Annotated in this window: 20 protein-coding genes; 9 read left to right on the top strand and 11 right to left on the bottom strand. The window is 69.9% G+C overall.

The window, feature by feature from the left end; genetic code table 11:
• Positions 1 to 732: 732 nt before the first annotated feature.
• Entirely contained in the window at positions 733 to 1,023 is a 291-nt protein-coding gene (locus tag IEY37_RS21430; RefSeq protein WP_188944972.1) for a hypothetical protein, read from the bottom strand.
• An 85-nt stretch (positions 1,024 to 1,108) separates the two neighbouring features.
• On the opposite strand from IEY37_RS21430, the gene IEY37_RS21425 reads away from it, so the two are divergent.
• Positions 1,109 to 1,495: a hypothetical protein gene (locus tag IEY37_RS21425; RefSeq protein ID WP_188944971.1), complete on the top strand. Its 387-nt coding sequence runs from the start codon at positions 1,109 to 1,111 to the stop codon at positions 1,493 to 1,495.
• A gap of 216 nt (positions 1,496 to 1,711) precedes the next feature.
• Here the strand turns inward: IEY37_RS21425 and IEY37_RS21420 are convergent, their stop codons facing one another.
• From IEY37_RS21420 to IEY37_RS21405, 4 genes are all read right to left on the bottom strand, one after another.
• The gene (locus IEY37_RS21420) at positions 1,712 to 2,647 is read right to left on the bottom strand and encodes a DEAD/DEAH box helicase family protein (RefSeq protein WP_188944970.1); all 936 of its coding nucleotides are present in this window, start codon (positions 2,645 to 2,647) and stop codon (positions 1,712 to 1,714) included.
• 510 nt (positions 2,648 to 3,157) lie between these two features.
• The gene (locus IEY37_RS21415) at positions 3,158 to 4,345 is read right to left on the bottom strand and encodes a Kelch repeat-containing protein (protein WP_188944969.1); all 1,188 of its coding nucleotides are present in this window, start codon (positions 4,343 to 4,345) and stop codon (positions 3,158 to 3,160) included.
• An 856-nt stretch (positions 4,346 to 5,201) separates the two neighbouring features.
• On the bottom strand, positions 5,202 to 5,522 hold the full coding sequence (locus IEY37_RS21410) for a hypothetical protein (protein WP_188944968.1): 321 nt from the start codon (positions 5,520 to 5,522) through the stop codon (positions 5,202 to 5,204).
• A gap of 391 nt (positions 5,523 to 5,913) precedes the next feature.
• Complete coding sequence (locus IEY37_RS21405) at positions 5,914 to 6,156, bottom strand: hypothetical protein (protein WP_188944967.1); 243 nt, start codon at positions 6,154 to 6,156, stop codon at positions 5,914 to 5,916.
• Positions 6,157 to 6,234: 78 nt separating this feature from the next.
• Between IEY37_RS21405 and IEY37_RS21400 the strand changes: the two genes are divergently transcribed.
• From IEY37_RS21400 to IEY37_RS21390, 3 genes are all read left to right on the top strand, one after another.
• Positions 6,235 to 6,945, top strand: coding sequence for a hypothetical protein (locus IEY37_RS21400; protein ID WP_188944966.1), 711 nt, complete (start codon positions 6,235 to 6,237; stop codon positions 6,943 to 6,945).
• A 492-nt stretch (positions 6,946 to 7,437) separates the two neighbouring features.
• Positions 7,438 to 8,334, top strand: coding sequence for a hypothetical protein (locus IEY37_RS21395; protein ID WP_188944965.1), 897 nt, complete (start codon positions 7,438 to 7,440; stop codon positions 8,332 to 8,334).
• A 370-nt stretch (positions 8,335 to 8,704) separates the two neighbouring features.
• Complete coding sequence (locus IEY37_RS21390) at positions 8,705 to 9,664, top strand: TolB-like translocation protein (protein ID WP_188944964.1); 960 nt, start codon at positions 8,705 to 8,707, stop codon at positions 9,662 to 9,664.
• An 89-nt stretch (positions 9,665 to 9,753) separates the two neighbouring features.
• On the opposite strand, the gene IEY37_RS21385 is transcribed toward IEY37_RS21390, so the two are convergent.
• The 3 genes from IEY37_RS21385 to IEY37_RS21375 all read right to left on the bottom strand — a co-directional run bounded on the left by IEY37_RS21385 (position 9,754) and on the right by IEY37_RS21375 (position 11,962).
• Positions 9,754 to 10,176: a hypothetical protein gene (locus IEY37_RS21385; RefSeq protein ID WP_188944963.1), complete on the bottom strand. Its 423-nt coding sequence runs from the start codon at positions 10,174 to 10,176 to the stop codon at positions 9,754 to 9,756.
• Positions 10,177 to 10,474: 298 nt separating this feature from the next.
• Positions 10,475 to 10,963 carry a hypothetical protein gene (locus IEY37_RS21380; protein ID WP_188944962.1) on the bottom strand — a complete coding sequence of 163 codons (489 nt, stop codon included), beginning with the start codon at positions 10,961 to 10,963 and terminating at the stop codon, positions 10,475 to 10,477.
• Between the two features lie 222 nt (positions 10,964 to 11,185).
• Positions 11,186 to 11,962: a hypothetical protein gene (locus IEY37_RS21375; protein ID WP_188944961.1), complete on the bottom strand. Its 777-nt coding sequence runs from the start codon at positions 11,960 to 11,962 to the stop codon at positions 11,186 to 11,188.
• Positions 11,963 to 12,753: 791 nt separating this feature from the next.
• On the opposite strand from IEY37_RS21375, the gene IEY37_RS21370 reads away from it, so the two are divergent.
• Positions 12,754 to 14,478, top strand: a complete 1,725-nt coding sequence (locus IEY37_RS21370) for a hypothetical protein (protein WP_188944960.1) — start codon at positions 12,754 to 12,756, stop codon at positions 14,476 to 14,478.
• A gap of 411 nt (positions 14,479 to 14,889) precedes the next feature.
• On the opposite strand, the gene IEY37_RS21365 is transcribed toward IEY37_RS21370, so the two are convergent.
• The 3 genes from IEY37_RS21365 to IEY37_RS21355 all read right to left on the bottom strand — a co-directional run bounded on the left by IEY37_RS21365 (position 14,890) and on the right by IEY37_RS21355 (position 17,731).
• On the bottom strand, positions 14,890 to 15,411 hold the full coding sequence (locus IEY37_RS21365; protein ID WP_188944959.1) for a hypothetical protein: 522 nt from the start codon (positions 15,409 to 15,411) through the stop codon (positions 14,890 to 14,892).
• Between the two features lie 372 nt (positions 15,412 to 15,783).
• The gene (locus IEY37_RS21360) at positions 15,784 to 16,137 is read right to left on the bottom strand and encodes a BlaI/MecI/CopY family transcriptional regulator (protein WP_188944958.1); all 354 of its coding nucleotides are present in this window, start codon (positions 16,135 to 16,137) and stop codon (positions 15,784 to 15,786) included.
• Between the two features lie 148 nt (positions 16,138 to 16,285).
• Complete coding sequence (locus tag IEY37_RS21355; protein ID WP_188944957.1) at positions 16,286 to 17,731, bottom strand: MFS transporter; 1,446 nt, start codon at positions 17,729 to 17,731, stop codon at positions 16,286 to 16,288.
• Positions 17,732 to 17,872: 141 nt separating this feature from the next.
• Between IEY37_RS21355 and IEY37_RS21350 the strand changes: the two genes are divergently transcribed.
• The 4 genes from IEY37_RS21350 (at position 17,873) to IEY37_RS21335 (ending at position 21,990) form a co-directional block, all read left to right on the top strand.
• Positions 17,873 to 18,154, top strand: a complete 282-nt coding sequence (locus IEY37_RS21350) for a metal-sensitive transcriptional regulator (protein ID WP_188944978.1) — start codon at positions 17,873 to 17,875, stop codon at positions 18,152 to 18,154.
• 423 nt (positions 18,155 to 18,577) lie between these two features.
• Positions 18,578 to 18,796 (top strand): heavy-metal-associated domain-containing protein, encoded by a 219-nt coding sequence (locus IEY37_RS22410; RefSeq protein ID WP_229674757.1) that lies wholly within the window; start codon positions 18,578 to 18,580, stop codon positions 18,794 to 18,796.
• 72 nt (positions 18,797 to 18,868) lie between these two features.
• Entirely contained in the window at positions 18,869 to 21,394 is a 2,526-nt protein-coding gene (locus IEY37_RS21340) for a heavy metal translocating P-type ATPase (RefSeq protein ID WP_188944955.1), read from the top strand.
• A complete protein-coding gene (locus tag IEY37_RS21335) occupies positions 21,391 to 21,990 on the top strand; it encodes a hypothetical protein (RefSeq protein ID WP_188944954.1) in 600 nt (199 codons plus the stop codon). The genes IEY37_RS21340 and IEY37_RS21335 overlap by 4 nt, the downstream gene beginning before the upstream one ends.
• Positions 21,991 to 22,064: the final 74 nt, after the last annotated feature.

Below are 22,064 nucleotides of genomic sequence, written 5' to 3'. Positions count from 1 at the left end.
TCGCCAGATCACTGCTGGAAACCGGCGGCTTCAGACCCTCCATACACCGTCGATTGCGATGAGCCGGTGAGGTCCCAATCCTGCTGCTTGCCGCCAGGGCTCCCGTCGGCGTGTTGCTGGTTGCAGGGATCGCTGCCACACGAGTAACACAAGCGGTGTCGGTCGTGCGATGCGCTGACAGGGCGATACCTACTAGCGCTCAGCTCTTACCGGTAAGACCGCCATCTACCCCCGTCGAGACGGTCTCCGGGCTTGTCGACCCGGCCGACGACTGCACGGAAGGAGGAAAGCTCGGAGAAGACGACGCCGCGTCGGGGCCGGTCGACTGCAGCGCCACGGCTCCCGACGCCGAAATCTCACCCGACGACGTCGCCGACACTGGCAAAGGCGGGAGAAAGCCGACCGGCCGGACAGTCGACGCGGCCTCTTGCTGCCGGCACCCAGAGACCCACGCCAGCAGCAACAGCGCCGCTACCGCGGCGACCCATCGAGCATCACGAATCCTTCGGGTTCGCACCAACCCTCCGCCCCATCCGAATCATCCGCATGACTGGACGGCGCCGAACTGCAGCTCGGTTGCACGGGACCTGACCGCAGCGCAGCCTGCGTCGAGTGGACGTCGCGTTGGTCGGCAAAGCAACACGGTGACCACCTGGCCGTGAACGAGTCGGGTGCTGGCAACCAGATGTCCGCATGGTCACGTGCTGCGGCGTACCCAGCGATGTTCCGCGCCTAATCGTCGCGGCGTTGACGCCTGAAGGTGCGACGAGCGTTGTTGACGGCTAGGAGCAGTGCGAAGGTGCCGAACGCAGCACCGGCGATGCAGCCTCCGATGAGTTGAGGGGCGGACTGGAACCTGGTGCCGAGAATCAGAGTGACGACCACGAGGGTGTAGCAGACCAAGGGGAAGACGAAGAGGAGCACCGCCAGCGACCGGGGCCGAGTCGTGAAAAACCGGTACACAAACGTTTGCCCCCAACGCGGCGGCTCCTGGTCGTATTCTCCGAAGTCGTCCAGCCACATGCCTGACTCCCTCCCGTGCGGTCCCCGCCCGGGACCCGGTCAGCGTAGGCGGCTCGCGCAGCACCTCGGGTGAAGGAAGTCGTTGATGACCGCGGATCCGCCCGCACCCACGGGGCGTCGGGAGTCGGTGTGGACGGCGCCCGAACCGGCCGCCCTCCGAGTGCTCGGCGCCTGCTCGCTCATCTTCTGTTTGTGGTCGAGCAACGAGGTCCTCGGGTACTGGCCCGCTGTGGTGGTCAGCGTCGTCCTCGGTGGTTGGGCGGTGGCTTGTCTGCTGATTGGCCTCATGCGGGGACGTCGGCCGATGAGCTGGACGTTCGTTCCGGTGGGGCTGCGCATCGCGACCGTCGGTGCCGTGGTAGCAACCGCCGTGTTCGTCGTTGGGTGGCTGCAGACGCACACCTTCGCGATGGCGTTCCTTGGCGCGACGGCACCGCTGTACGTGGCGCGGTGGTGGGCGCAGCGGTACTGAACCACCGCTAGCACCCGTCCCACGGCAGGCTGCGCTTCCTGGGTCGAGGTCTTCTGCTCCGCCGATTCCTGGCGCCTCAAGGGCGCCCATCACGTTGGCGATCGGTCAGTTCACCGAAGTAGTGAGTGCAGCGGGTGAGTCGGTGGTTGTGGACGGGCGCGGCCCAGCTCAAGGAGTCTGGGACGGTTCAATGCCCGTCGTAGGTGATGGTCTTGATCAGCTGTCGGAAGGTGTGGTCGACCTGGTCGGGGTAGGGGCCACGGATGCAGGCGCTGATCTGAATTCGTGGGCGGGGTCGGGCGTGGTGTGAACGAGGATTGCTCGGTTGCCGCCGATGGTTGCGCAGTCGCCGGTGGCGCGGCGATCAGAGAGGTTGGCGGGCCACCCGGCGACGGTCGTGTTGGCTGTGTCGCAGACGGCGGAGTTGTCGCGGTCGTGGGCGTTGGTGGGGCCGCCCAGGGTGATCAGGACTCCGTCGCCTGCCAGCTCTTTGATCGGCGGGCCACAGTGGTCCTGGGTGTTGTGCGTCTGGCCAACGTTGCAGGGGTTGTGCAGGGGGTCGGTGCTCAAGTACCCGGCGATGGTCAGGTCGGGGAAGGTCTGACGGAACGGGTAGAGCTGCCACTGCTGCGGCCGGCGATAGGACACCGGGAACAGCGGTGTGGCAGGTTCGTGCACCCACGCGGCGAGGTCGCTGTTCGGTAGAGCTGCGGCCAGTACCCGTACAGGCCGGCGCGGCCGGTATTGCGGAACCAGCCTCGCAGTGGCCGTCCTGATGGTGAGCGTGCCGCCGGTGACCGTGTACGTGACGGGGGTTGTTGATCGGACCAGCGCGGTGATCGCGTCGGGTCCGGGGCCCGAAGGTTCGAAGCCGCACCCATGCGCGAGCGTGTCGATCGCCGGACCGACGGTGAATTGCGACGCGGTCGCGGTGTAGGTGTGCAGCGCGCCGGAGCAGTCCAGGTCGTACGCCACATACGTGGCGGTGAACTCGACCGCTGCCGGCCAGAAGCGTCCGGTATCCGTCGTCGAGGTCGCGGTGCGGACCGACGCGAGTGTCCAATGCACTCCCAACAGATGTGGATCGACGGCTGCGGGCTTGGTGTCCACCGACGGCGCGGCGCTGGTGCTGGCGCCAGTGCCGCTGGCCACGTCCGTGGTGCTGGACGCGGCCGCCGTGCTGTGAGTCAGCCTCGGCCCAGTCAAGCGCTGCACAGGCGACCCGTGGGGCGCAGTCGTCGACGCTGACAGCACCGTCGAAGTGGACGGCGCCGTCGGCGATGACCGGCAACCGGCCACCAGCACGGCTACCGCCACGACCACCGCCGGAATCCCGCGCCCGGTTCGTGTCCCCTGCACCTTGCTCCCATCTTTGACCGTCGACGCTTACTAGACGGGCGCCAACCCCTTCCCCGTTGCTCGACAGCTGGCGGCCACAGCCCCGAGCGTCACCATCGCCGGCTCGGCACACCTTGCCGGGACTGCACACCGCTGCCGGGTCGTCCGGCCACCGGTATGGGCGCTGCGACGATGGCATTCACTCGATCGGCTCGGTACTTGGCGAGTCCCGAGTGGTTTGGCACTATTGGACGTTCGCGGTGCCACGGGTTTTCGTCCAAGCCAAGCAGCACAGGCAGGACGGCCGCGTCCGTTCAGTTGGGGTTACTGCGCGGCGGGTTGCAGGACGAAGCCGGACGTCGCGGTGGGGTTGGAGCCGGTTGTCAGCTGGGTGTTGGACGTCTGCCCCCAGACGAACAGTTGCCGTCCCGTCCACAGCACGACTCCACCGGGCGCGGAGGCCGGCGCGGGGTGCAGTGCTGTCCAGATGCGGGTGACCGGATCCCAGGCTGCTGCGTGGCCGGTCAATGTCTGGGGAGGTCCGCCGCGGTCGTCGCTGCTGTTGGCCGCGACGAGCAATTGGCCTGTCCACACGTATGTCGGCCGCAGGTCATCGACCGGGCCGTGTGGCATGGCGGTGCTGGTGCCGTCGGTCGGGTCCACGGTCAGGCCGTGCAGGTCCGTCTGTCTGGGTCCGGGGTAGGTGCGCGGGTAGACGCCGGCGGGTAGCAGGATGTGCGTCCCGGTCCACCACGGTGGCGAGATGCCCTGCCCGCCCGGCACCGTGCCGCTGGTCCGCCATCTGAACGTGGTCGCGTCCAGGGTGAAGACGTCGGTACCGTCTCGGGTTGCGGTGCTGGTGGGCTGGCCTTGCTCGTGTCGTTCGAGGACCTTGCTCGAGGACCACTGCGCCCACAGCCACACCTGCCTGTCGGTTGCGACTGCAGCGATCCGTTGGGCCGGGTGGCCAGCAGACAAGTGCAGTGACGGCAGCTCGGTCCAGGACGAGGCACCGGGCACGAACCGGTGAGCCGCAACCGAGCTGGCCGCCGTCGCGGCAGGGGCTTCAGCGCCGGCGGTGAACAGCACGGCGGCCGTGCCGGTCCACACCAGTGCTCGGTCGCGGACAGGGCCGGTCGGGCCGGTCGGGTCGGGCAGGCTGGGTAGCGCCGTCCAGGTGCGGGTGGCCGGTGTGAAGGCGGCGCCGTCGGTGTAGTTGTTCCCGGTCGGGCCTTGGCCGCCCCAGATCAGCAGCTGCCGTCCGGTCCACACCGACAGGGCCGATGCCCGGGGCGGGAGCGGTGACGGCGGGAGCTGGTTCCATCGTCGGGTGGCCGGGTCGTAGGAGGCGCCGTCACCCAGCAGCAGGGGCCGGCCGCGGGATGTCGCGTCCCGGCCGCCCCAGATGAGTACCAGGCTGCCGGTCCACGCACCGACTGCGTCGGAGCGGCCACTGATCGGGGCGGCCGGCAGCTCTTGCCACGTTCCGTGCGCTAACGCTGCTGTCGTCACCGGTGGGTCCGCCGGCGTCGCCGCGGCGACGGACCCGGATCCGCCGGCGGTCGATGCGGCAGTCGACGTCTGCTGGGTTCCTTGACCGGCGGTGACTGGCGGCGCGGTGCCGGCCGAATCGGTAGCCGTCGGGACGGGGCGGCTTGTGCTGGTGTGCAGTGCTGTCCCGGTGGCGGTGTAGTCGCTTGCTTGGACCGTGATGGCTGAGTTGATCTCCCAGGGCTGCCCGTCGGTACACGGCGGCTGCGGCGCGGCTGAGGCGTATCCGCCGCTGGTGGAGATCAGGTCACCGACTCGAGCGGCGGTCTGGCCGGTCGGGTCGACGATCTCGGCCGGCCCGTTCAGCGGTTGCCGTGCGGTGTAGCCGCGCGGCCACAAGATGTCCCGTTCGGTGCCGCTGATGTGGAAGCAACCCCGCCGGTCGAGGGTCAACCGACCGACCAGAACAGCACCCATGGACGACATGCCGGTGACCTGCGGGTCCCGCTCCGAGGTCGGAAGGGTCGTCGGCCGTCCCGGCTCAGCGGTGGGCGTCGACGGCGTTGACAGCGTCATCACGGGCGGAATCGACGGCAGGGTTTTGGGGGACACGGTGGGCAGCGGCGCCGAGACCACGACCCGGTCAGGAGCCGGCGCATCGCCTGACGGGGGGCCGGATCGTCCGGAGCAGCCGACAAGCAAGACCACACCGACGGTGGCCAACACCCGAGACTTCACAATGCGCAGACGTGGCGGGTCCGGGCACTGGTTGCTCGACAACCCAAGACCGCTCAGCACGAATCCGTGGCGGATCGGCGCAGAGACCGGCCGCTACGCCAGAACAGCGCTGAGCCCTCGACAGAGGAGGGCGTCCGGGTCATCCGACGATCGTGACTTTCATTGCTGGGCAGGAGTCGGCCGCCGCAGCTGGTGGCTGCGGCGGGCACAGGTCGTGACTGCCGTGGATAAAGATGAGTATGTCGCCGACAGCTTCGGCCGTGATGACTCGTCCGTCCAGGCGTACCAGGGAGACTGGGGTGACGGACAACTGAATGTCGGGTTGGTCGATGACGAAGATCGTGAGGGTTTGACCCACGCTCATGGCTAGTGCCGATTCACCAGTCTGCTGCAGTGGGCGGAGCCGCCCCTGGCAGTTGTCCAGTGCCCGCCATTGACCTGCACTGGTGTAGGCCTGCACCTGCCCCCCGCAGGTACTGGACCAAGTCGTTAGCCACGTCGGAGTGACTGCAGTGCCTGGCGCGCCGGTGGTGGTGTCGGGTAACGCGGACGATTGCGCAGTGCGCCCCGGCACCGTCGTCACCGGTCTCGCTGGCGTAGGCCTAGTCACGGCGCCGACGGGTGTTGCTCTTCCGGCCGAGGGTTCCCCGTTCCCGCGACCCGCCGGTTCGGTGCCTGCTGTGCAGCCGGATAGCAGCAGTGCAGCTGCGGCAAGCCAAGCGCCAACTCTCACACCAGTGCAGACGGGACCTCGCCGGCAAGCGTTGCCGGCGACCGACCTTTGCCTTCGCTGCGCCTGCACCAAGTCAGTCACTTGCCGGTGCGGATGAACGCGGCTTCCGCCGGGCACGTTAGGGTGTGCGCTGGATCGGCTGCCCGGTGGTCAGGTCCAGCAGTGCTCTGGTTCCCAGTGGTTCGGGTAGCCGGACGACAGCCGACCGGATGCGTCCGGACATGCCGCAGTTGATGTCGGGTCCGTCGGGCCAGATCCCTGGATCGGCATGGACGACCAGCACGACCGTCCGGGTGGAGACCAGTGCCGCGGCGGTGTAGTCGTACCCGCAATCATGGTTGGCCTCCTTCGGTGAGCCCACGAAGTGCAGCGTGAGGGTCCTGTCATCGGCGGAGGGAACGACCCGCTCGACGCTGGGTCGCGGTGGCACGATCGACTGGTGAGTGGCCGATCCGCGACCGTGCTGCAGCTGGGTGAAGTCGATGTGTCGGCGGCGGTGCTGGCCGATCGTGGTGTGCCGTTGGCTCGATTGATCGGCGACCACGGAGCAAATAGCGTCGACGATCTTGACGGCCGGCCACCAACCGACGGCTGGCGCGTCATTCACGGAGACCTCGTTCACCCGGGCGAGGTTCTGCCAATAGTGGCCGCCTCGTGGCCAATCGGCGGCCCGGACACGTGGATCGTCATCCGCGCCTATCGAGCGGATGGCCAGTGGCAGACAGCGGTTGAAGGCACGGGGGTTGTAGCACGACCGGGTCGCGCGGTCCGCCGGGCCGGGCTAGCTCTAGAGTGGGTCACCGAGCCGGCGACGGTTGCAAGGGGAACGTCACCCGACCTCCGGCTCGTTCTTCGCAACATCGGACAGCAGTGGTGGACCGCGGACGGGAACGACGACAACTACGTCGAAGTTTGGGCCGTCGGGCAGGACGGGGACGATTTTCCCCGAGCGGGCGCCGATTTCGGTGACATGGGCGCCGTCGTGGTCGACGTCCTGCCATCCCTCGAGCCGGGTATCGCAGTTGCGGTCACCGCAGCCTGGCGGCATCCGGCGGGCGCCCGCAACCTACCGGCCGGTCGGTACGTTCTTCGCGCGCGGCTCCTGTGCCTGCACCTCGACGCGCCGCCCGCAGCCCTCACCGTGTACTGATCGACAGGTCCAGCTGGCCGACTCCAAACAGTAACGCCACCCCGTATGTCCTTTGGCCTTCAGCCGACGCGCCGGCCGCACCCTCGGGACCCCGTCATGCATTCCTACGACGCGACTGACCGCGTGAACAACGTCCCCGGACACGACGACTAGCTGTCGTCCCCCGGTCGTGGGCGTGACCTCATAATGCGCACCGTCACCGACTGGACCGGACGTGACCACGGACCGACCTTCATGGCTTGCAGCCCTCTCAGGCATCTTCAGGAGGGGTGCCGTCGCGTCGGACAGCGGGCCGGGCGGACGCCTCGAAAGGCGGGTCGACCGGATGCAATCCCCGGCGTCCGGCCGCGGCTTCCGCTCGTGGCAGGGGAGACTGGCGCAAGCCGCGGAAGACGCCGCACACCGACCGCAGGTGACGACCGCACGCACTGGGTCAAGGCCACCCATGGCCGCGTGCAGGCGGCGGTCGATCGTGCGTGGAAGGGTTAGCTCGTGACGTTGGGAAACGACCAGTTCGACGCCGACTTCTGGCGTCGCCAATCCGTGGGACTGCGGCTGTTCGACCGGGTCGAAGAAGTGCTTGGCGATCGCGTGTTGGAGTGCCGGTTCCTGCCGGACCGCACACCGCAGGTGTTGCTGGAGCAGGTCGGTCCCGACGACGTGCGGGTTATCGGCAATTTGGCACAAGGAATCGGTCTGTCCGGTGAGGTGAAGGTCGTCGCGGCCGCCCATGGGGCTGTGAGCCGCTGGCAACAGCTGGCGCAGGACCTGGATGAGCTGAGGCGGCGGTCTCCTGGTGTCCTGTTGCAGTACCCGACGGCAAGCTCCCGATTCCAACCCGAGCCGCACCGCATCGCGTTGACAGCCACCGCCGAGGACGTCGCAGCCGCGCTGCACGGCCGCTACGGTGCCGCCGTCACCCTGCAGGTCGGAGCCTTGCGTTATCCGCCCGACCCAGCGGCGACCCCGCTACGGGCATCCTTCCCTTCCCTACCCGTGATGGACCCCGGCCGCGCAGACATCCGGCTTCAAGCCGAGCTGACGGTGACTCGCGGCGCCACGGTGAGGACGGCGGTGGTGTTGACCAACCGGTCCGCGTCGCCTCTCGAGGTGCAGACCAACGGCCAACTCACAGCGCAGATCCTTGATCCCGAAACCGGAGCAGTTGCAGGCGGCTTCGTCGGCGCACAAACGTTGCCGCTGATTCCGTTCACCGCCGGACCCCGCGGCGGGCGTGTCGAGATCCCACTACTGGTAGGGACCGCGAGCATGCGACCCGAGTTGGGCTACACCCTGCCGCCCGGACGGTGGCAACTGACCGCCCCTCTCGACCTCGCCGACGGCACACAACACCGCATCCCCGCCCTGAACTTCAACATCACCGATTGATGCGGCCCGCCCGTACCTGGCAGGCCGTCCGGTTGCACCTCCGATGGAGCCGCCGCCACACCGAAGCGGCGTCAGGTGGTGTGCTTGGTGGCCGTTGCGCAGTGCCAGGCGGAGACGCAACCATCTCGGGTGTGCGGGCCGTCCCATGGTGGTGAACGGTCCACGGGCGGCGGTCAGGGCGGTTGCTGCTGTTGCGGTATTGGTGTGCGTCGTGGTGGCTGGATGCACAACGCCTCGCACGGCAAGCCGCAGTGGGGCGTCGCCGACGACACAGGCGCTGCCAGTGCCGTCGACGCGGCCGGTGGTGCCGTCGGCGGCAGCATGCCCCACACCACCGGGAGTGCCGCCGTCCGCTGCTACGCAGACGCCGATGTTCGCGACCGTGCCACCGATGATCACCGTCGGACCAGCACCGTCGGCGGCTTCGGACCCACGGCAGGCCGTGTATCTGATGGTGCGGAACCAGCCGGGCAACCTGGACGGCACCGGCGCCGGCACCGTCATCACGACCCGACGACTCACCGACGGGGCGCTGGTCGACTGCGTCGCCGCAGTCACCGCCGAGCACGTCGATCCCATGCTGACCCCGGCCGGTGACGTGTTGGTGCTGTCCACGTTCAGCTGTCTGTCCCGGCTCGACAAGATCGACCCGCGCACCCACCAGCACACCGTGCTGCGGCAATTCGACGGCGACGCCGCCTGGGCCTCGCTGAGCCCGGACGGCACCCGCATCGCCGTGCTCAACACACAGGCGTGCATTCCGCACTGCCGCATCGGCGGCTGTGGCCTGGACCGGCTGCAGATCATCGACCTGGCCACCTGGCGGACGTTGTCCGCCACCATCGGCCGGCCGTACTACTCGCTGGCGTACACGTCGTGGAGTCCTGACGGGACGCGGCTGGCCGTGCAGCTCGGCGGTCTGGACGGCACATTCGTGACTGTCGACACCCACCATCCCGACCTGATGCACCCTCAGGTGGCCAAGCCGACACCGCACTGCACGTACGGCTCCCCCGGCTGGATCCGCGCCGGCATCCTGGTCGCCCGAAGCTGCCGCACCGGCAACACCATGGCCCTGCTCGACCCCGCCGGCGATGTCCTGCACTCCTGGCCCATGCCGCCGTGCGGCGGCGTCCACCACCTTGTAGCCCTCCCGGGATCTGCCACCGCCCTGGCCCAGATCTCCACCGGCTACGGCACCGACTCGCCATGCGGCACCGCCTGGGGCACCCAAGTCTGGCAGGTGCAACCACCCACCGTCCGCACGATCACCGCCACCCACAGCCGAGACCCTGCCTCCGACGAGCCGCAGCTGGCAGGGTTTTGGTGAGTCCGCCGCGGTCGGTTCGCCGCGCACGCTACCGCCCGACACTTCCACTCAGAACCGGCCGGCTCGCTGTCCCGGCGGCCCGCTCGGCGCTACCGGTGTGCTGGTGTGACGGCGGCGGAGACGGCGGCTCGGACGGTGCCGTAGCTCTCGTCCAGGGTCCACCTGTGTCCGCGGCGGACGACTTTCACCCGGCTGCAGCCGTCACGGTCGATGACTGCTGTCGTGATCTGGTCGGCATGGAAGATCACCGTGTCGGTGGCTTCGCTGTCCACGGGGCAGCTGTGAGGTCCGGACAGGTGGTCGTGTGTCGAGAGGGCGTTGATGGCCTCGGCCACAGCGAGCGCGTCCGCGGTGTTCAGACGCGGCCCTGTCTCGTGTCGATTGCCCCGTGACGGTCCCGAGTCGTAGGAGACGTCGGCGTATCGCAGGCCCTGAACGTCGATGTACGGGCCGGCGTCATACCGCAGCCACCACGCCCAGCCAGCGCCCACGAGCACCACGACGACGGCCAACCCCAACAGCGAACCCCGCGACCTCCGCAACGCTGCGCGTGACGACCGCATCCGTCACCCCTCCTGCCGTACGACGCTCGATCCAGTCGTGGGCCGCCACCGCCGCGGCGGGTACCAAGGGTGCGCCCGAGTGACTTGCGGCGTCGAGGGCGCCACGCCGCCTCGACGGGCGTCGCCGGCAGGCTCGGTGCGTGTCCGGCTGACAGCCGTCCGGGACGCCGCGGCGACGGCCGGTGTCCTACCCAGAGCTTCGATGATGGCTGCGGTCACCGTGCCGGCTGAATCGGTTGGCCAGTGGTCAGGTCCAGCATGTCCGGTCGCGCAGCGGTACCGGAAGGCGGACGGCCGCCGAGCGTGAGCGGTCGGACAAGCCGCAGCCGACATCGGGGCCGCCGGGCCACATGCCCGCGTCGGCGTGCACGACCAGGACCGCCGTCGTCGTGGTGAGCAGTGCTGCGGCGGAGTAGTCGTAGCCGCAGTCCTGGTTGGCCTGCTTCGGTGAGCCGACAAACTCAAGCTGCGACATCCTGCCATCCGCGGATTGGACGACCCGTTCGATGTTGACCGCGACCCCTGGCCGTTCAGGGTTGAACGGAAGGGTCGCCGGCGGCGACGAGGCGGCCGCGCCAGCCCATCGACCGATCAGCTCCGCCGCTTCGGACTGTTCAGCGGGCGACACCGCGCCGACGACGGCTTGCCAGGACTGCGAGAACGCCGATTGATTACCAGAAGCCGGGCTGGCTGGCGTCAGCGACGTCGAAGGCGCCGACGTGCACGCGGTGGTCACCAGCGCCCCGCGACCACCCACGCGCGCAGCTTCACAACGGGTAGGCGGTAGCCAGCCACGGCAAGGTTGCCTCCGGGTACCAGTCAAGCCGCCGTAGCACTTCTACTTAGTTCAATGCGCTACCCAGGTCGGTCACCTGCGAGGCCAAGGGCACCATCTCGCAACACTTCCCGACGTTGCTCGCGTCTTGGAAGCACTGGAGAGGCTCACCAGGTTCTGCCGCTAGTGCGCCCGCACCGTGACTGGTACGTCGGCCTCGACGACGGCGTGACCGCCGTCCAGGAGCGACCACGTCAGTCGACCGGAGCCGGGGACCTGTCCGGCGGTGTCCAGTTGCATCTGCATCGTCACCGATGCATGGGCGGGGATGGCCGGCGGCAGCCGACTGCAGTTCAAGGGGCCCTCAGTGCCGACCGTCGTTGGGATCTTCAGCGGCACGACGCTGAGTTGTTCGGCGAACTGCAGGCAGCCGGGCAATGGCACCGCGGTGTCGGTGTCATTGGTCAACCTGACGGCGTAGACCAGCTTCGACGAGACCCGGACCGTGGCAGGCGCGATGACCGTAGCGGTCAACGACGCCAAGCTCGCCGGGTCAGCGGCCGACGTCAACCGGCCGTACGCCGTGGATTGCCACGCGTCGCGTGGGCCGTGGCCGCCGGACAGCGGCGGGACATCGACGTCGGCGACCGAGATGCTGATCGGAGAGACGGACGGGGCGTCGCCGAGTACGAACGCAAGGCGCACCGGCCGTGGACTGTTCGGTCCAGGGGCCCAGCGTATGGACCCGAACACGAGCTGACCGGCTGCGATGTGCAACGGCGGGTGATAGGGCCCAGCAGGCATAGAGCCGATGGGTAGAGCTGTGCCGTCTGCGGCGAGCATGTCGACGGCGAACAAGCCGCCGTTGGCCCAACATGGCTTCGAGGCACCGAATCGTACGACGAAGGTGGTCAGCAGGTATCCGCCGCTGCTGGAGGTCGTGCGGGCGCTACCGGGCACCAACCGGATCGCGCCGGTGCACGCGCGCGGTTCGGCTGGTACCGCGGACGGTGTGGCGGCCGGTATGACCTTATTGGCGGACCGAACCCCACGTGGGCTCCATGGGACGGTGACCGGGGTCGAGCTCGCCGACGGTCTCGGCAGGTCGCTCCCGGTTCGAGCCGACAGCGATCCGGTAGACGATCCCGGCGCACCTGTAGAAGGCGCAGCAGGCAGCCGCGCCCTCGCCGCGCACCCAACCGTCACCATCAGAAGCGCAATAAGCAGAGCAATCGCCCACCTTGGCATCCGGTCACCTCCCCTGGCGAGCCGGTCGAGTCCTTCGAGCAGTAGACGGGTCCGCGATGCGGGCGGGTTGCCTCCGCACGGCTGATTGCTCCGCGGCGAGGCCCCGTGACTGCGAGATCGGAACAACCACGGCGGACGCCCGTTGGGCAGAGAAGGTGCAATCGTCCAACAGCCGTTGGACGATTGGCTGACGTGCCGGTCCGATGCCTATGGCGGACCGTGTCCGTGGCATCGACCCCGCCCACATCAGCGAGTAGCCGCCGCTTCACCGTCCGGTGAACGGCCCGGCGCCCCCCGCGGCCACCGCGCATACGCCGTCCCCCCGCCCACAGGGTGGGCGTTGACGGCTGCGTTGTCGCCGCGTCGATGTGTGCGGGTGGCCTCGGTCGACGCGCATGGTCGGGTGGAGAACCGCTACCCGGCCACCGCGCCGATTTCTGGTGCGGAGCCGGTCGTGCCGTGGGCGGTGTATCTGACCGACGCCCGCGGGCCGGTTCCGGCTGTTGGGGTTCGATCTGGACGCCAAGGCCGGCCCGGTGGAGTCGGATCTGGCCAGGCTGCGGGAGCTGCTGGGCCGGGCCGGTGTGCCGCATGTGGTGTGCCGGTCCGGGCCGGGCGGCGGCCGGCACGTGTGGGCCGCGGTGGCGGAGCCGGTACCAGCGCCGGTGGTGGCCCGGCTGGCCCCAGGCCTGCAACAGCTGCTGCCCAGCCTGGACGTCAGCGCCCTGCTGAACCCGGCCACCGGTGCGCTGCGCCCACCAGGATCGCCGCACCGCCTCGGCGGGCGCAGCGAGGTCCTGGCCGGCGACGTGTCGGCGCTGCTGGCCCCGACCGCCGGCGTCCACGCCGTCCTGACACTTGCCGGGCTAGTCGGCGACCCGCCACCCCGGTCCACCGCCACCGTCGACGGGGCGTCGCCGGTCGGCCGGGACGAGCACGGCCATCCACACCTGCTCGGTGACCGGCGCCCGCTGCCCCCCGCGGCGCAGGCGGCGCTGACGAGTCCGCTGCCGGCCGAGGCGGATGCCAGCCGGGTGCTGTTCACGGTGCTGTGCGGAGCCGCCCGCGCTCGCTGGCGCCGCACCGACCTGGACGCCCACCTAGCGACCGCGCCGGGATTGGAGCATGCCCGCACCCGCCGGCACGGCCCCCTGCGTGTCGCCCGTAACCCGCGGGCTCAGCGGGACGTGCTGGACCGGAACTGGCGCCGGGCGGTCGCCTGGATCGCCGCGCACCCGGCCGACACCGCCGGCGCCGATCCGACGTGGTTGCCGCGGTGCGCCGCGGTCACCGGGGCGGTGGCCGGGGTGCAGCGCCGCGCGGACGCCTCCCCCGGCCGGTGGGCCACCCGGGGTGGGCCGGCCGATCGGCGGGTGCTGGACGTGCTGTGCCTGCTGCAGCTGGACGCCGTCCGCCCCGACGCCGTCGAGGCCGACATCCGCCGGCTGTCCCAGCTGACCGGCCTGGGCCGGGACACCGCCCGCCTAGCCCTGCTGCGCCTTGCCGCCGACGGCTGGATCGCCCAGGTCCGCCCCGCCGAGGGCGTGCACGCCACCCACTGGACCATCCACACCCGCCCGCCCACGTTGTCCACACCACAGGTGACCTCAGGTCGGTCACAAGCGGACACGCGCCCCGCCGGCCGCCCTCCCTACCGCGTCCCCGCTGCTCGCAACGCGTGGCGTTCCCACCTACGGCACCGCACCACCGCGGTTGCCCACGACGTGTTCACCGCCAAGCCAGGGTTGGGGCACCACTGCGCCCGCACATACCAAGCCCTCACCACCGCAAAAGGGAGCCCCAGGAGCCCCAGGAGCCTGGCCGACCGGCTCGGCTACACGTTGCCCCGCACCCTGGCCTACCTCGAGCGGCTGCACCGCCACCGGCTGGCCCGCACCGACCCCAGCGGGCGGTGGCTACGACCGGGCCGCGACCATCGTGACGCCGCGGCGGCCACGACCGGCGCGGCGGGCACATTGGCGGCGCGGACCCTGCGGCACGACACCGAACGCACCGCGTGGGCGTGGTGGCTAGACGAGCTGGCCTGGCGGCGGCTGTCCCCCGCTCGCCGGCGCCGCACCCCCGGCCTCGACCAGGTGGCGCTAGCTCTTCCGGACCTGCCGGCGCCGCGCCGCCGCCACGGCCCCCACCCCGTGCACCGGGGCCGCGCCGACTACGCCGCCGCCCTGGCGCACCTGCGCAACCAACCCCGCCGTCACGCCAGCTGACCCTCCGCCGCCAACCGCATGTCCTGCACTGCTGCGATACCGGCACGGCCGGGCGACCACATCTGCAATCGGCGGATGACGGTGTCAGCGGCGAAGTCGACCCAGCCACCCGGCGACCGAATGGCTATCAAGGGTGTGTGTGACTGTCCGGGTGTGCACCGGCGGCATGGGTGGAAGGGTCGGCCTGCGCGGGAGTGGTGCACAAGCCGTCGGCGTGCTTCCGGCGGGCACGGCGCAGCCGCGGCGTCCCGCTGATGGCGCGGTCCGCTAAACGGATGAGTGCGGCGATCTGTCCCATCGGATGCCGGAGTTCGCATGGCCAACGGGACGTGTTTGGCGGTGCGTGGACGCAAGGACCAATCGTCCCCGAACCAGGCGTGACCTGTCGCCGGGCGCCCTCCGGCGCGGCTGCTACAACCGTCCTCCGGTCGCCTCGACTCGGTCCCCGCTGGCTATTGCCAGAAACAGTCTGGCCTCTTCGCCCCAATGAGCTTCAACAACCACCAGGAAGTTTCCCGACTCGGTTACGCTAGTTTCCCAGCTGTCTAGCGACGTCTCAGCCACCACAGCGCTTACGCCTAATGGGGCGATACCGCTGATCGCGACATAGCCATGCGAAGGACGTCGGGCAACGTTTGGCGCTGGAGACGTTTGGATTGCTTGGTACCGTTCGATTAGGCGTCCCGGGAGCAGTTCACCGCGCGTGATGAACCTGTGCTGCCACATCGTCGTCGAACTCAAGCGGGGGGTCGTCCAACCGGTTCCCGTCCGATGGAGGACCGCGGTGCCGCGTTCGGTCTGCCCGTTGGCCGCGAAACGCTCGAGCGCCGCGGCCGCGAAGTTGTCACGCTCGGCATAGCCTAGAAAGTCGAAGTGGCGTTCGATGGCGAATGTTTGCAGCGCTTCTTTGGCATTCTGCCATGCGAAGGGCATCACCGGTACTTGCAATCAACAGACCGCGTTGCGCTGTTGCCGTCGGTTGTATCACACGGGCCGTGGTGTGTCGCTACATGCAATTGTTGATGGCAAGGTCAGGTCATGACCCGTCTTCCGTCACCGTGAGACTCCACTTGAAGTCGACGTTCGCGCTCATCTTTCAGTGCTTCGGCCTGCAGCGTTCACTCTTTGAGCCGGTGTCCTGTGACCGGGCGGCCGGCCTGTCCGTGCCGGTCCAGGACGAACGCGGCCGGACTCGATGGGTCGCGGGACGTCGCGGAGGTCAACTTCGGCCAGCGGGCTGTTGGTGTGCGTTGGGGGGGCGTGGTGGTGGGGGTGGTTCGGCCAAGGGACAGCGGGGCAGCAAGGTCAGAGGTCTGTCGGTAACGCGTTGGGCTCGTCCGGGGTGAGGGTGCCGGCGAAGCAGCGGTCGGTGTTCAAGACGGTGAGTTGGCTGCGGGTGTGGTGCAGCGCGGTGTGCAGTTGCTGGGTGGCGGTTCGGACGTGGGCGGTGCGTGGCCGGTAGGTGCGGGACCGGCCGGTCACGTCGTCGATGGCGCCTTGCGATTGCAGCCGGTCGGGAGCGGCGCGCACGGTGTGGTGGTGGTCGTCGAGGCCGATGTGGGCGGCGATGTCCGCGACGGTGAGCGGCTGGTCGGCTGCCCAGAGGGCGAGCAGTACGTGCGCTTGCAGCTCGTCGGGCGGTGCGCGCCGCTTGCTCACCCCGGCAAGGGTAGTGAGGTCGCGGCGGCGGTGCGTTGGTCCGTTTGTGTGCATCGACGCGCGGACCCTGACCTGAAGCGGTCAAGGGTCAGGGCCTGCGCGTCGATCGGGCATGGGGCTATGGGCGCCCTGGGCCCTGCGGGGCGGGTCAGTGGGTGATGCCTGTCGGCTGCTGCTGCTGCTGGCTGGCTTGGCGGGTGCGGGGCGAGGAGAAGTGCAGGGTGGGCAGGGTCAGCAGCGCACCGAGGACGGCGATGCCGGCGGCGCCGAGGAACGCTGCGGAGTAGCCGTTGGTCAACGCCGGGACGTTGCCGAGCTGGTCGGCGCCGAAGGACATCCCAAGGGCGGTCATGGCGGCCAGGCCCAGCGCCGAGCCGACCTGGTAGGTGGTGTTGACGATGCCGGCGGCGATGCCGCCTTCCTCGGGGCGGGCGCTGGAGATGGCGGTGCCCAGGGACGGGATGAAGGCCAATGCCTGGCCGAGCGCTGCGACCAGCGTGGCGGGCAGCACGTCGATCAGGTAGTTGCCGGTGGGTCGGGCGAAGGACAACCAGACCAGCCCGGCGGCCAGGGCCAGTAGTCCACCGACGATCAGCGGCTTGGCGCCCAGCCGCGCGATCAGCCGCGGCGCGATGGCCACCATCAGCACGACGATGAGCACGGTCATCGGTAGCAGCGCGGCGCCGCTGGCGAAGGAGTCGTAGCCCAGGACCTGCTGCAGGTAGAGGTTGAGGAAGTACCACATCGGGACCCACGCCGCGCCCAGCAGTGCCTGCGCGAGGTTGGCGCCGCCGAGGTTGGGGGTGGTGAAGATGCCCAGCCGCAGCAACGGGACCCGCCGTGCTCGTTGGATCAGCACGAACGCCGCCAGCAACGCCACAGCGGCCAGCAGGGAGGTCAGCGTTCCGGCCGAACCCCACCCGATCTGCGGGGCTCGGACGATGCCGAAGACGGCTGCGGCCAAGCCTGCGGTGACGGTGACCGCTCCGGCCACGTCCACCGAGCCGCGGTGTGTGGCCGTGGTGGGCATCAGCTTCACGGTCGCCAGGATCGCGACGCCGGCGATCGGGACGTAGATCCAGAAGATCCACGGCCAGCTCAGCCACTGGGTCAACACGCCGCCCAGGAACACCCCGGCGGTGCCGCCGGCGGGTGCGGCCGCCCCGTACAGCGCCATGGCCTTGGGCAACTCGGTGGGGCGCCCGCCGAACAGCATCATCAGCAACGTCAGCGCGGCCGGTGCGATGAGCGCTGAACCGACGCCCTGCACGACGCGACCGGTCAGCTCGACGCCGGCCGTCCCGGCCACCGCTGCGATCACCGACCCGGCCAGCAGCACCGCCCAACCGGCCAGGAACATCTGCCGCGCGCCCAGCAGATCTGCCAAGCGGCCGCCCAGGAGCAGCAGACCGCCCAACGCGATGACGTAGGCGTTGAACACCCACGACAGCGTGTCCGGCGAGAAACCGAGATCTGTCTGCATCTTCGGCAGCGCCACGCCGATGATCGAGGTGTCCATGATGACCATGAATTGAGCCAGTGCGATGACGGCCAGGGCGGCCCACCGGCGCGGGTTGGGTTGGGTGTGCAACATCTCAAGCTCCAATCGCTCAACGGAAAGTACCCCTAGGGGGTATGCGTGGTGCACAGTAGGCGCCTCACGGCGGGACTGCAAGTACGGTGGGGGGGTATGGTAAGGTCGTTGGTGATAGCGGGCGATGACGTGGAGGTTGGGATGCACGGCTACACGGCCAGCAAGAGCGACTACGTCAAGCGCCTGGCGCGCATCGAGGGTCAGGTGCGCGGGCTGTCCCGGATGGTCGACGACGACAAGTACTGCATCGACATCCTGACCCAGGTGTCGGCGGCCACGAAGGCGTTGCAGTCAGTGGCCGTCAAGCTGCTGGAAGAGCACATGGCGCACTGCGTGGCCGAAGCAGTCGCCGAGGGCGGCGACTCGGTCGAGATCAAGGTCAAAGAAGCCGCCGACGCCATCGCCAGACTCGTCCGCTCCTGATCGACCTCCACTACGCCATGTCCTCGGCCCGCATCTCCTTGGCCGCATGTCCTGGGCCGCCTGGACCGCAGACGGCCGGGGACAGCGGCAGTCAACCCAACCAGCCCCAGTAGCACCCAGCGGCCACCGTGGACACCGTGGACACCGCGGACACCGCCGTTGGCCCCGCTCCCCTGCCCAGCAACGACCAACGACTAATGGCCTCAAGGCCGGAAGGTGGATGTGATGACTCAGCACCTGCCCTTGACCGACACCACGGCGCAGCAGCACGGGGGCTGCGGATGCGGCTGCTCCACGGACTCTGCCGCCACCAGCCCTGCCGCTACCAGCCCTGCCGCGTCGAGCTCCGCCGGCACCGTTGCTGCCGCTGACCCGTCCAGCGGCGCCGGTGCGGGCGCGGCGCGAAGCGCTGGGGTGGACACGGTGGTCAGCACGTTCACGGTGTCCGGGATGACCTGCGGGCATTGCGTGGCCGCGGTCACCGAAGAGGTCACCGCGGGTGTGCCCGGGACCACAGACGTACAGGTGGACCTGCCCTCGGGCCGTGTCGTGGTCACCACCGACCGGCCGGTGCAGGAGCAGGCCGTCAAGGACGCCGTCGAGGAAGCCGGCTACCAGCTGGTCCCCGGCTCGCTGCGCTGACCCGCCAGCCGTCCGCATCGAAGGCCCCGCCGGCGGCCGCCCGCCGCCGATCCCAGTGTCAGGAGTGCTGCCATGACATCTGCTGCCCAGCCCGCGGTGGCCGACCCGCCGCAGCGGGTGGAGCTGCTGATCGGCGGTATGACGTGCGCTTCGTGCGCGGCGCGGATCGAACGGAAGCTGAACCGGATGCCGGGCGTGCAGGCCAGCGTCAACTACGCCACCGAGAAGGCAGTCGTCGACCTGCCCACGACGGTCAGCGTCCAGGACGCCATCGCGACCGTGCAGGCCACCGGCTACACCGCCGCCGTCCCCGCACCGCCACGATCGCCGCAGCCGCCGGCAGCGGATCCGGCCGCCCCCGCGATCCCGTCCGCCCACGACGGCGGTGACCAGGACAGCGGCCAGGACGCCGGCGAGCAGGACGGCGGCCGTGCCGGCGGCCGCGCAGAGTTGGCCGGGCTGCGTCAGCGGCTGCTGGTGTCGGCGGCGTTGGCGGCGCCGGTGCTGGTGTTGGCGATGATCTCGGCGCTGCAGTTCGCGAACTGGCAGTGGATCTCTTTGACGTTGGCGGCGCCGGTGGTGGTGTGGGGGGCGTGGCCGTTTCACCGGGCGGCGTGGACGAATCTGCGTCACGGCGCGGCCACCATGGACACTCTGGTCAGCGTCGGTGTTCTGGCTGCGTTCGGCTGGTCGCTGTATGCGCTGCTGTTCGGCGACGCCGGGCACGAGGGCATGCGGATGCCGTTCCGGTTGCTGCCCGAACGCGGCGCCGGCGCCGGCGAGATCTACCTCGAGGTCGCCTCCGCGGTGACCGTGTTCATCTTGGCGGGCCGGTACTTCGAGGCCCGCGCCAAGAAGCGGTCGGGTGCGGCGTTGCGGGCGCTGCTGCACATGGGCGCCAAGGACGTGACAGTGCTGCGGCAGGGCCAACAGCAGCGCATCCCGATCGGGCAGTTGGCCGTGGGCGAGCACTTCGTGGTCCGACCCGGTGAGAAGATGGCCACCGACGGGTACGTCGTCGACGGATCGTCAGCGGTGGACGCCAGCATGCTCACCGGGGAAAGCGTGCCGGTCGAGGTCCGGCCGGGCGATGCGGTCGTCGGCGCCACGGTCAACGCCGGCGGCCGGCTGATCGTTCAGGCCACCCGGGTCGGCGCCGACACCCAGTTGGCGCAGATGGCCGCACTGGTGGAAGCCGCCCAGTCCGGCAAGGCCCCGGTGCAGCGGCTGGCCGACCGGATCTCCGCGGTGTTCGTTCCGCTGGTCATCGCGCTGGCGGCGGCGACGCTGGTCATCTGGCTGGTCGCCGGTGCCGGCGCGGAAGCAGCGTTCACCGCAGCCGTCGCAGTGCTGATCATCGCCTGCCCGTGCGCGCTCGGGCTGGCCACCCCGACCGCGCTGCTGGTCGGCACCGGCCGCGGCGCCCAACTCGGCGTCCTGATCAAGGGCCCCCAGATCCTCGAGTCCACCCGCCGCGTCGACACCATCGTGCTGGACAAGACCGGCACCGTCACGACCGGCCGGATGAAGCTTGTCCAGGTCGTGCCCGCCTCCGGAGAGGACACAGCAGCATTGCTGCGCCTGGCCGGCGCCTTGGAGGACGCTTCCGAGCACCCCATCGCCGCGGCCGTCGCCGCCGCCGCCCGCGACCAGCTGCCCCCCGGCGCGGCGCTGCCGACCGTGTCCTCGTTCGGCAACAGCCAAGGGCAAGGCGTCTTCGGGGTCGTCGACGGGCGTGCGGTCGCCGCCGGCCGCGGACGGTGGCTCGCCGAGCAGTGGTCCGCCCCGCTGCCGCCCGAGCTGCTCGAGGCGGTCACCGCCGCCGAAGCGCAAGGCCGCACCGCCGTCGCGGTCGCTGTCGACGGCGCAGCCCGCGGCGTGTTGGTGGTGTCCGACACCGTCAAAGCCACCAGCCCGGCCGCGGTTGCCGCGCTGCGCCGACTGGGACTTTCGCCCGTGCTGCTCACCGGCGATAACCCGCGCGCGGCCCGGTCGGTCGCCGCGCAGGTCGGCATCGAAACGGTCATCGCCGACGTGTCCCCCGCCGGCAAGCTCGCCGCGGTCGCTGACCTGCAACGGCAAGGCCACGTCGTGGCCATGGTCGGCGACGGCGTCAACGACGCCGCAGCCTTGGCCCAGGCCGATCTGGGCATCGCCATGGGCACCGGCACCGACGTCGCCATCCAGGCCAGCGACCTGACCCTGGTCCGCGGTGACCTCTACGCGGCAGTCGACGCGATCCGGCTGTCCCGCCGCACGCTGGCCACCATCAAGAGCAACCTGTTCTGGGCGTTCGCCTACAACATCGCCGCCATCCCCCTCGCGATCGCCGGCCTGCTCAACCCCCTCATCGCGGGCGCCGCCATGGCCCTGTCCTCGGTGTTCGTGGTGTCCAACAGCCTGCGGCTGCGCAACTTCGGCTCCGCCGTGCCGCCCACCCGCACCCCGACCGACCGACCGACCGCCACCACCGGCGCCGCTGTGAACGCGACAACAGCAGCAGCGGTCCCAGCAAACGCCGCAACGGCGACAGGAACCGCAGAGTCGGCGGCCGCAGCGGGTACCGGCAGCACGACACGGGAATCGTCCACGCCGTGAGCCGTGGGCAGTCGCCGAACCTGGCGATACTGAACGTCGTGGACACGGCCGCTCCGCTCCGGCGACCGGTCGCCGCCGCGCGAGTCGGCGTGGCGGCGACCATCCTGCTGGTCATCTGGGGTGTGTTCGCCATGCACGTGCTCGGCGCCCACGACCAGGACGGCGGGCACGCCATGCCAGCCACGGCGCCCGCGGATGCCATGGACATGCAGGCCGTGCAGGCCGTGCCGGCCGCTCCAGCCCCACAACACCACACCGACCACGCTGTTCATCACCCTGCCGACCCGCCGGCCCAGCACGTGGCGGCGGCTGGGCAGCCGCGCCACTTCACGCCTGCCGCCGCGCCTGCTGTCGACGTCGACCGCACGGACGCCGCTGCGGTGCGGACCGGCCACGGACGGCCGATGGATTCGATGGCCGGCTGTGTGCTGTTCCTGGTCACCGTCGCCGGGCTGATTCTTTCGTTGCTGTTGGCGTTGGCCACCGCGGGAGCTGGCCGACGCCATGCCGGCCCCGCGTCGGCGTGGGCGCCGTGGCGACGCGGCCCACCCGGGCCGCCGCCACCGCGCCTGGCCCTGTGCGTTCTCCGGGTATAGGAACCGCCATTTCGCCGCACCGGACACACCGATGCGGCGACCTCAGCGTGTCCTGCGTTCCCTCTTCCCGTACC

This window comes from Nakamurella endophytica (genome assembly GCF_014646215.1).
Lineage (GTDB): Bacteria > Actinomycetota > Actinomycetes > Mycobacteriales > Nakamurellaceae > Nakamurella > Nakamurella endophytica.
Note: the sequence above shows the minus strand (reverse complement) of the source record. Positions and strands in the feature narration are given on the sequence as shown.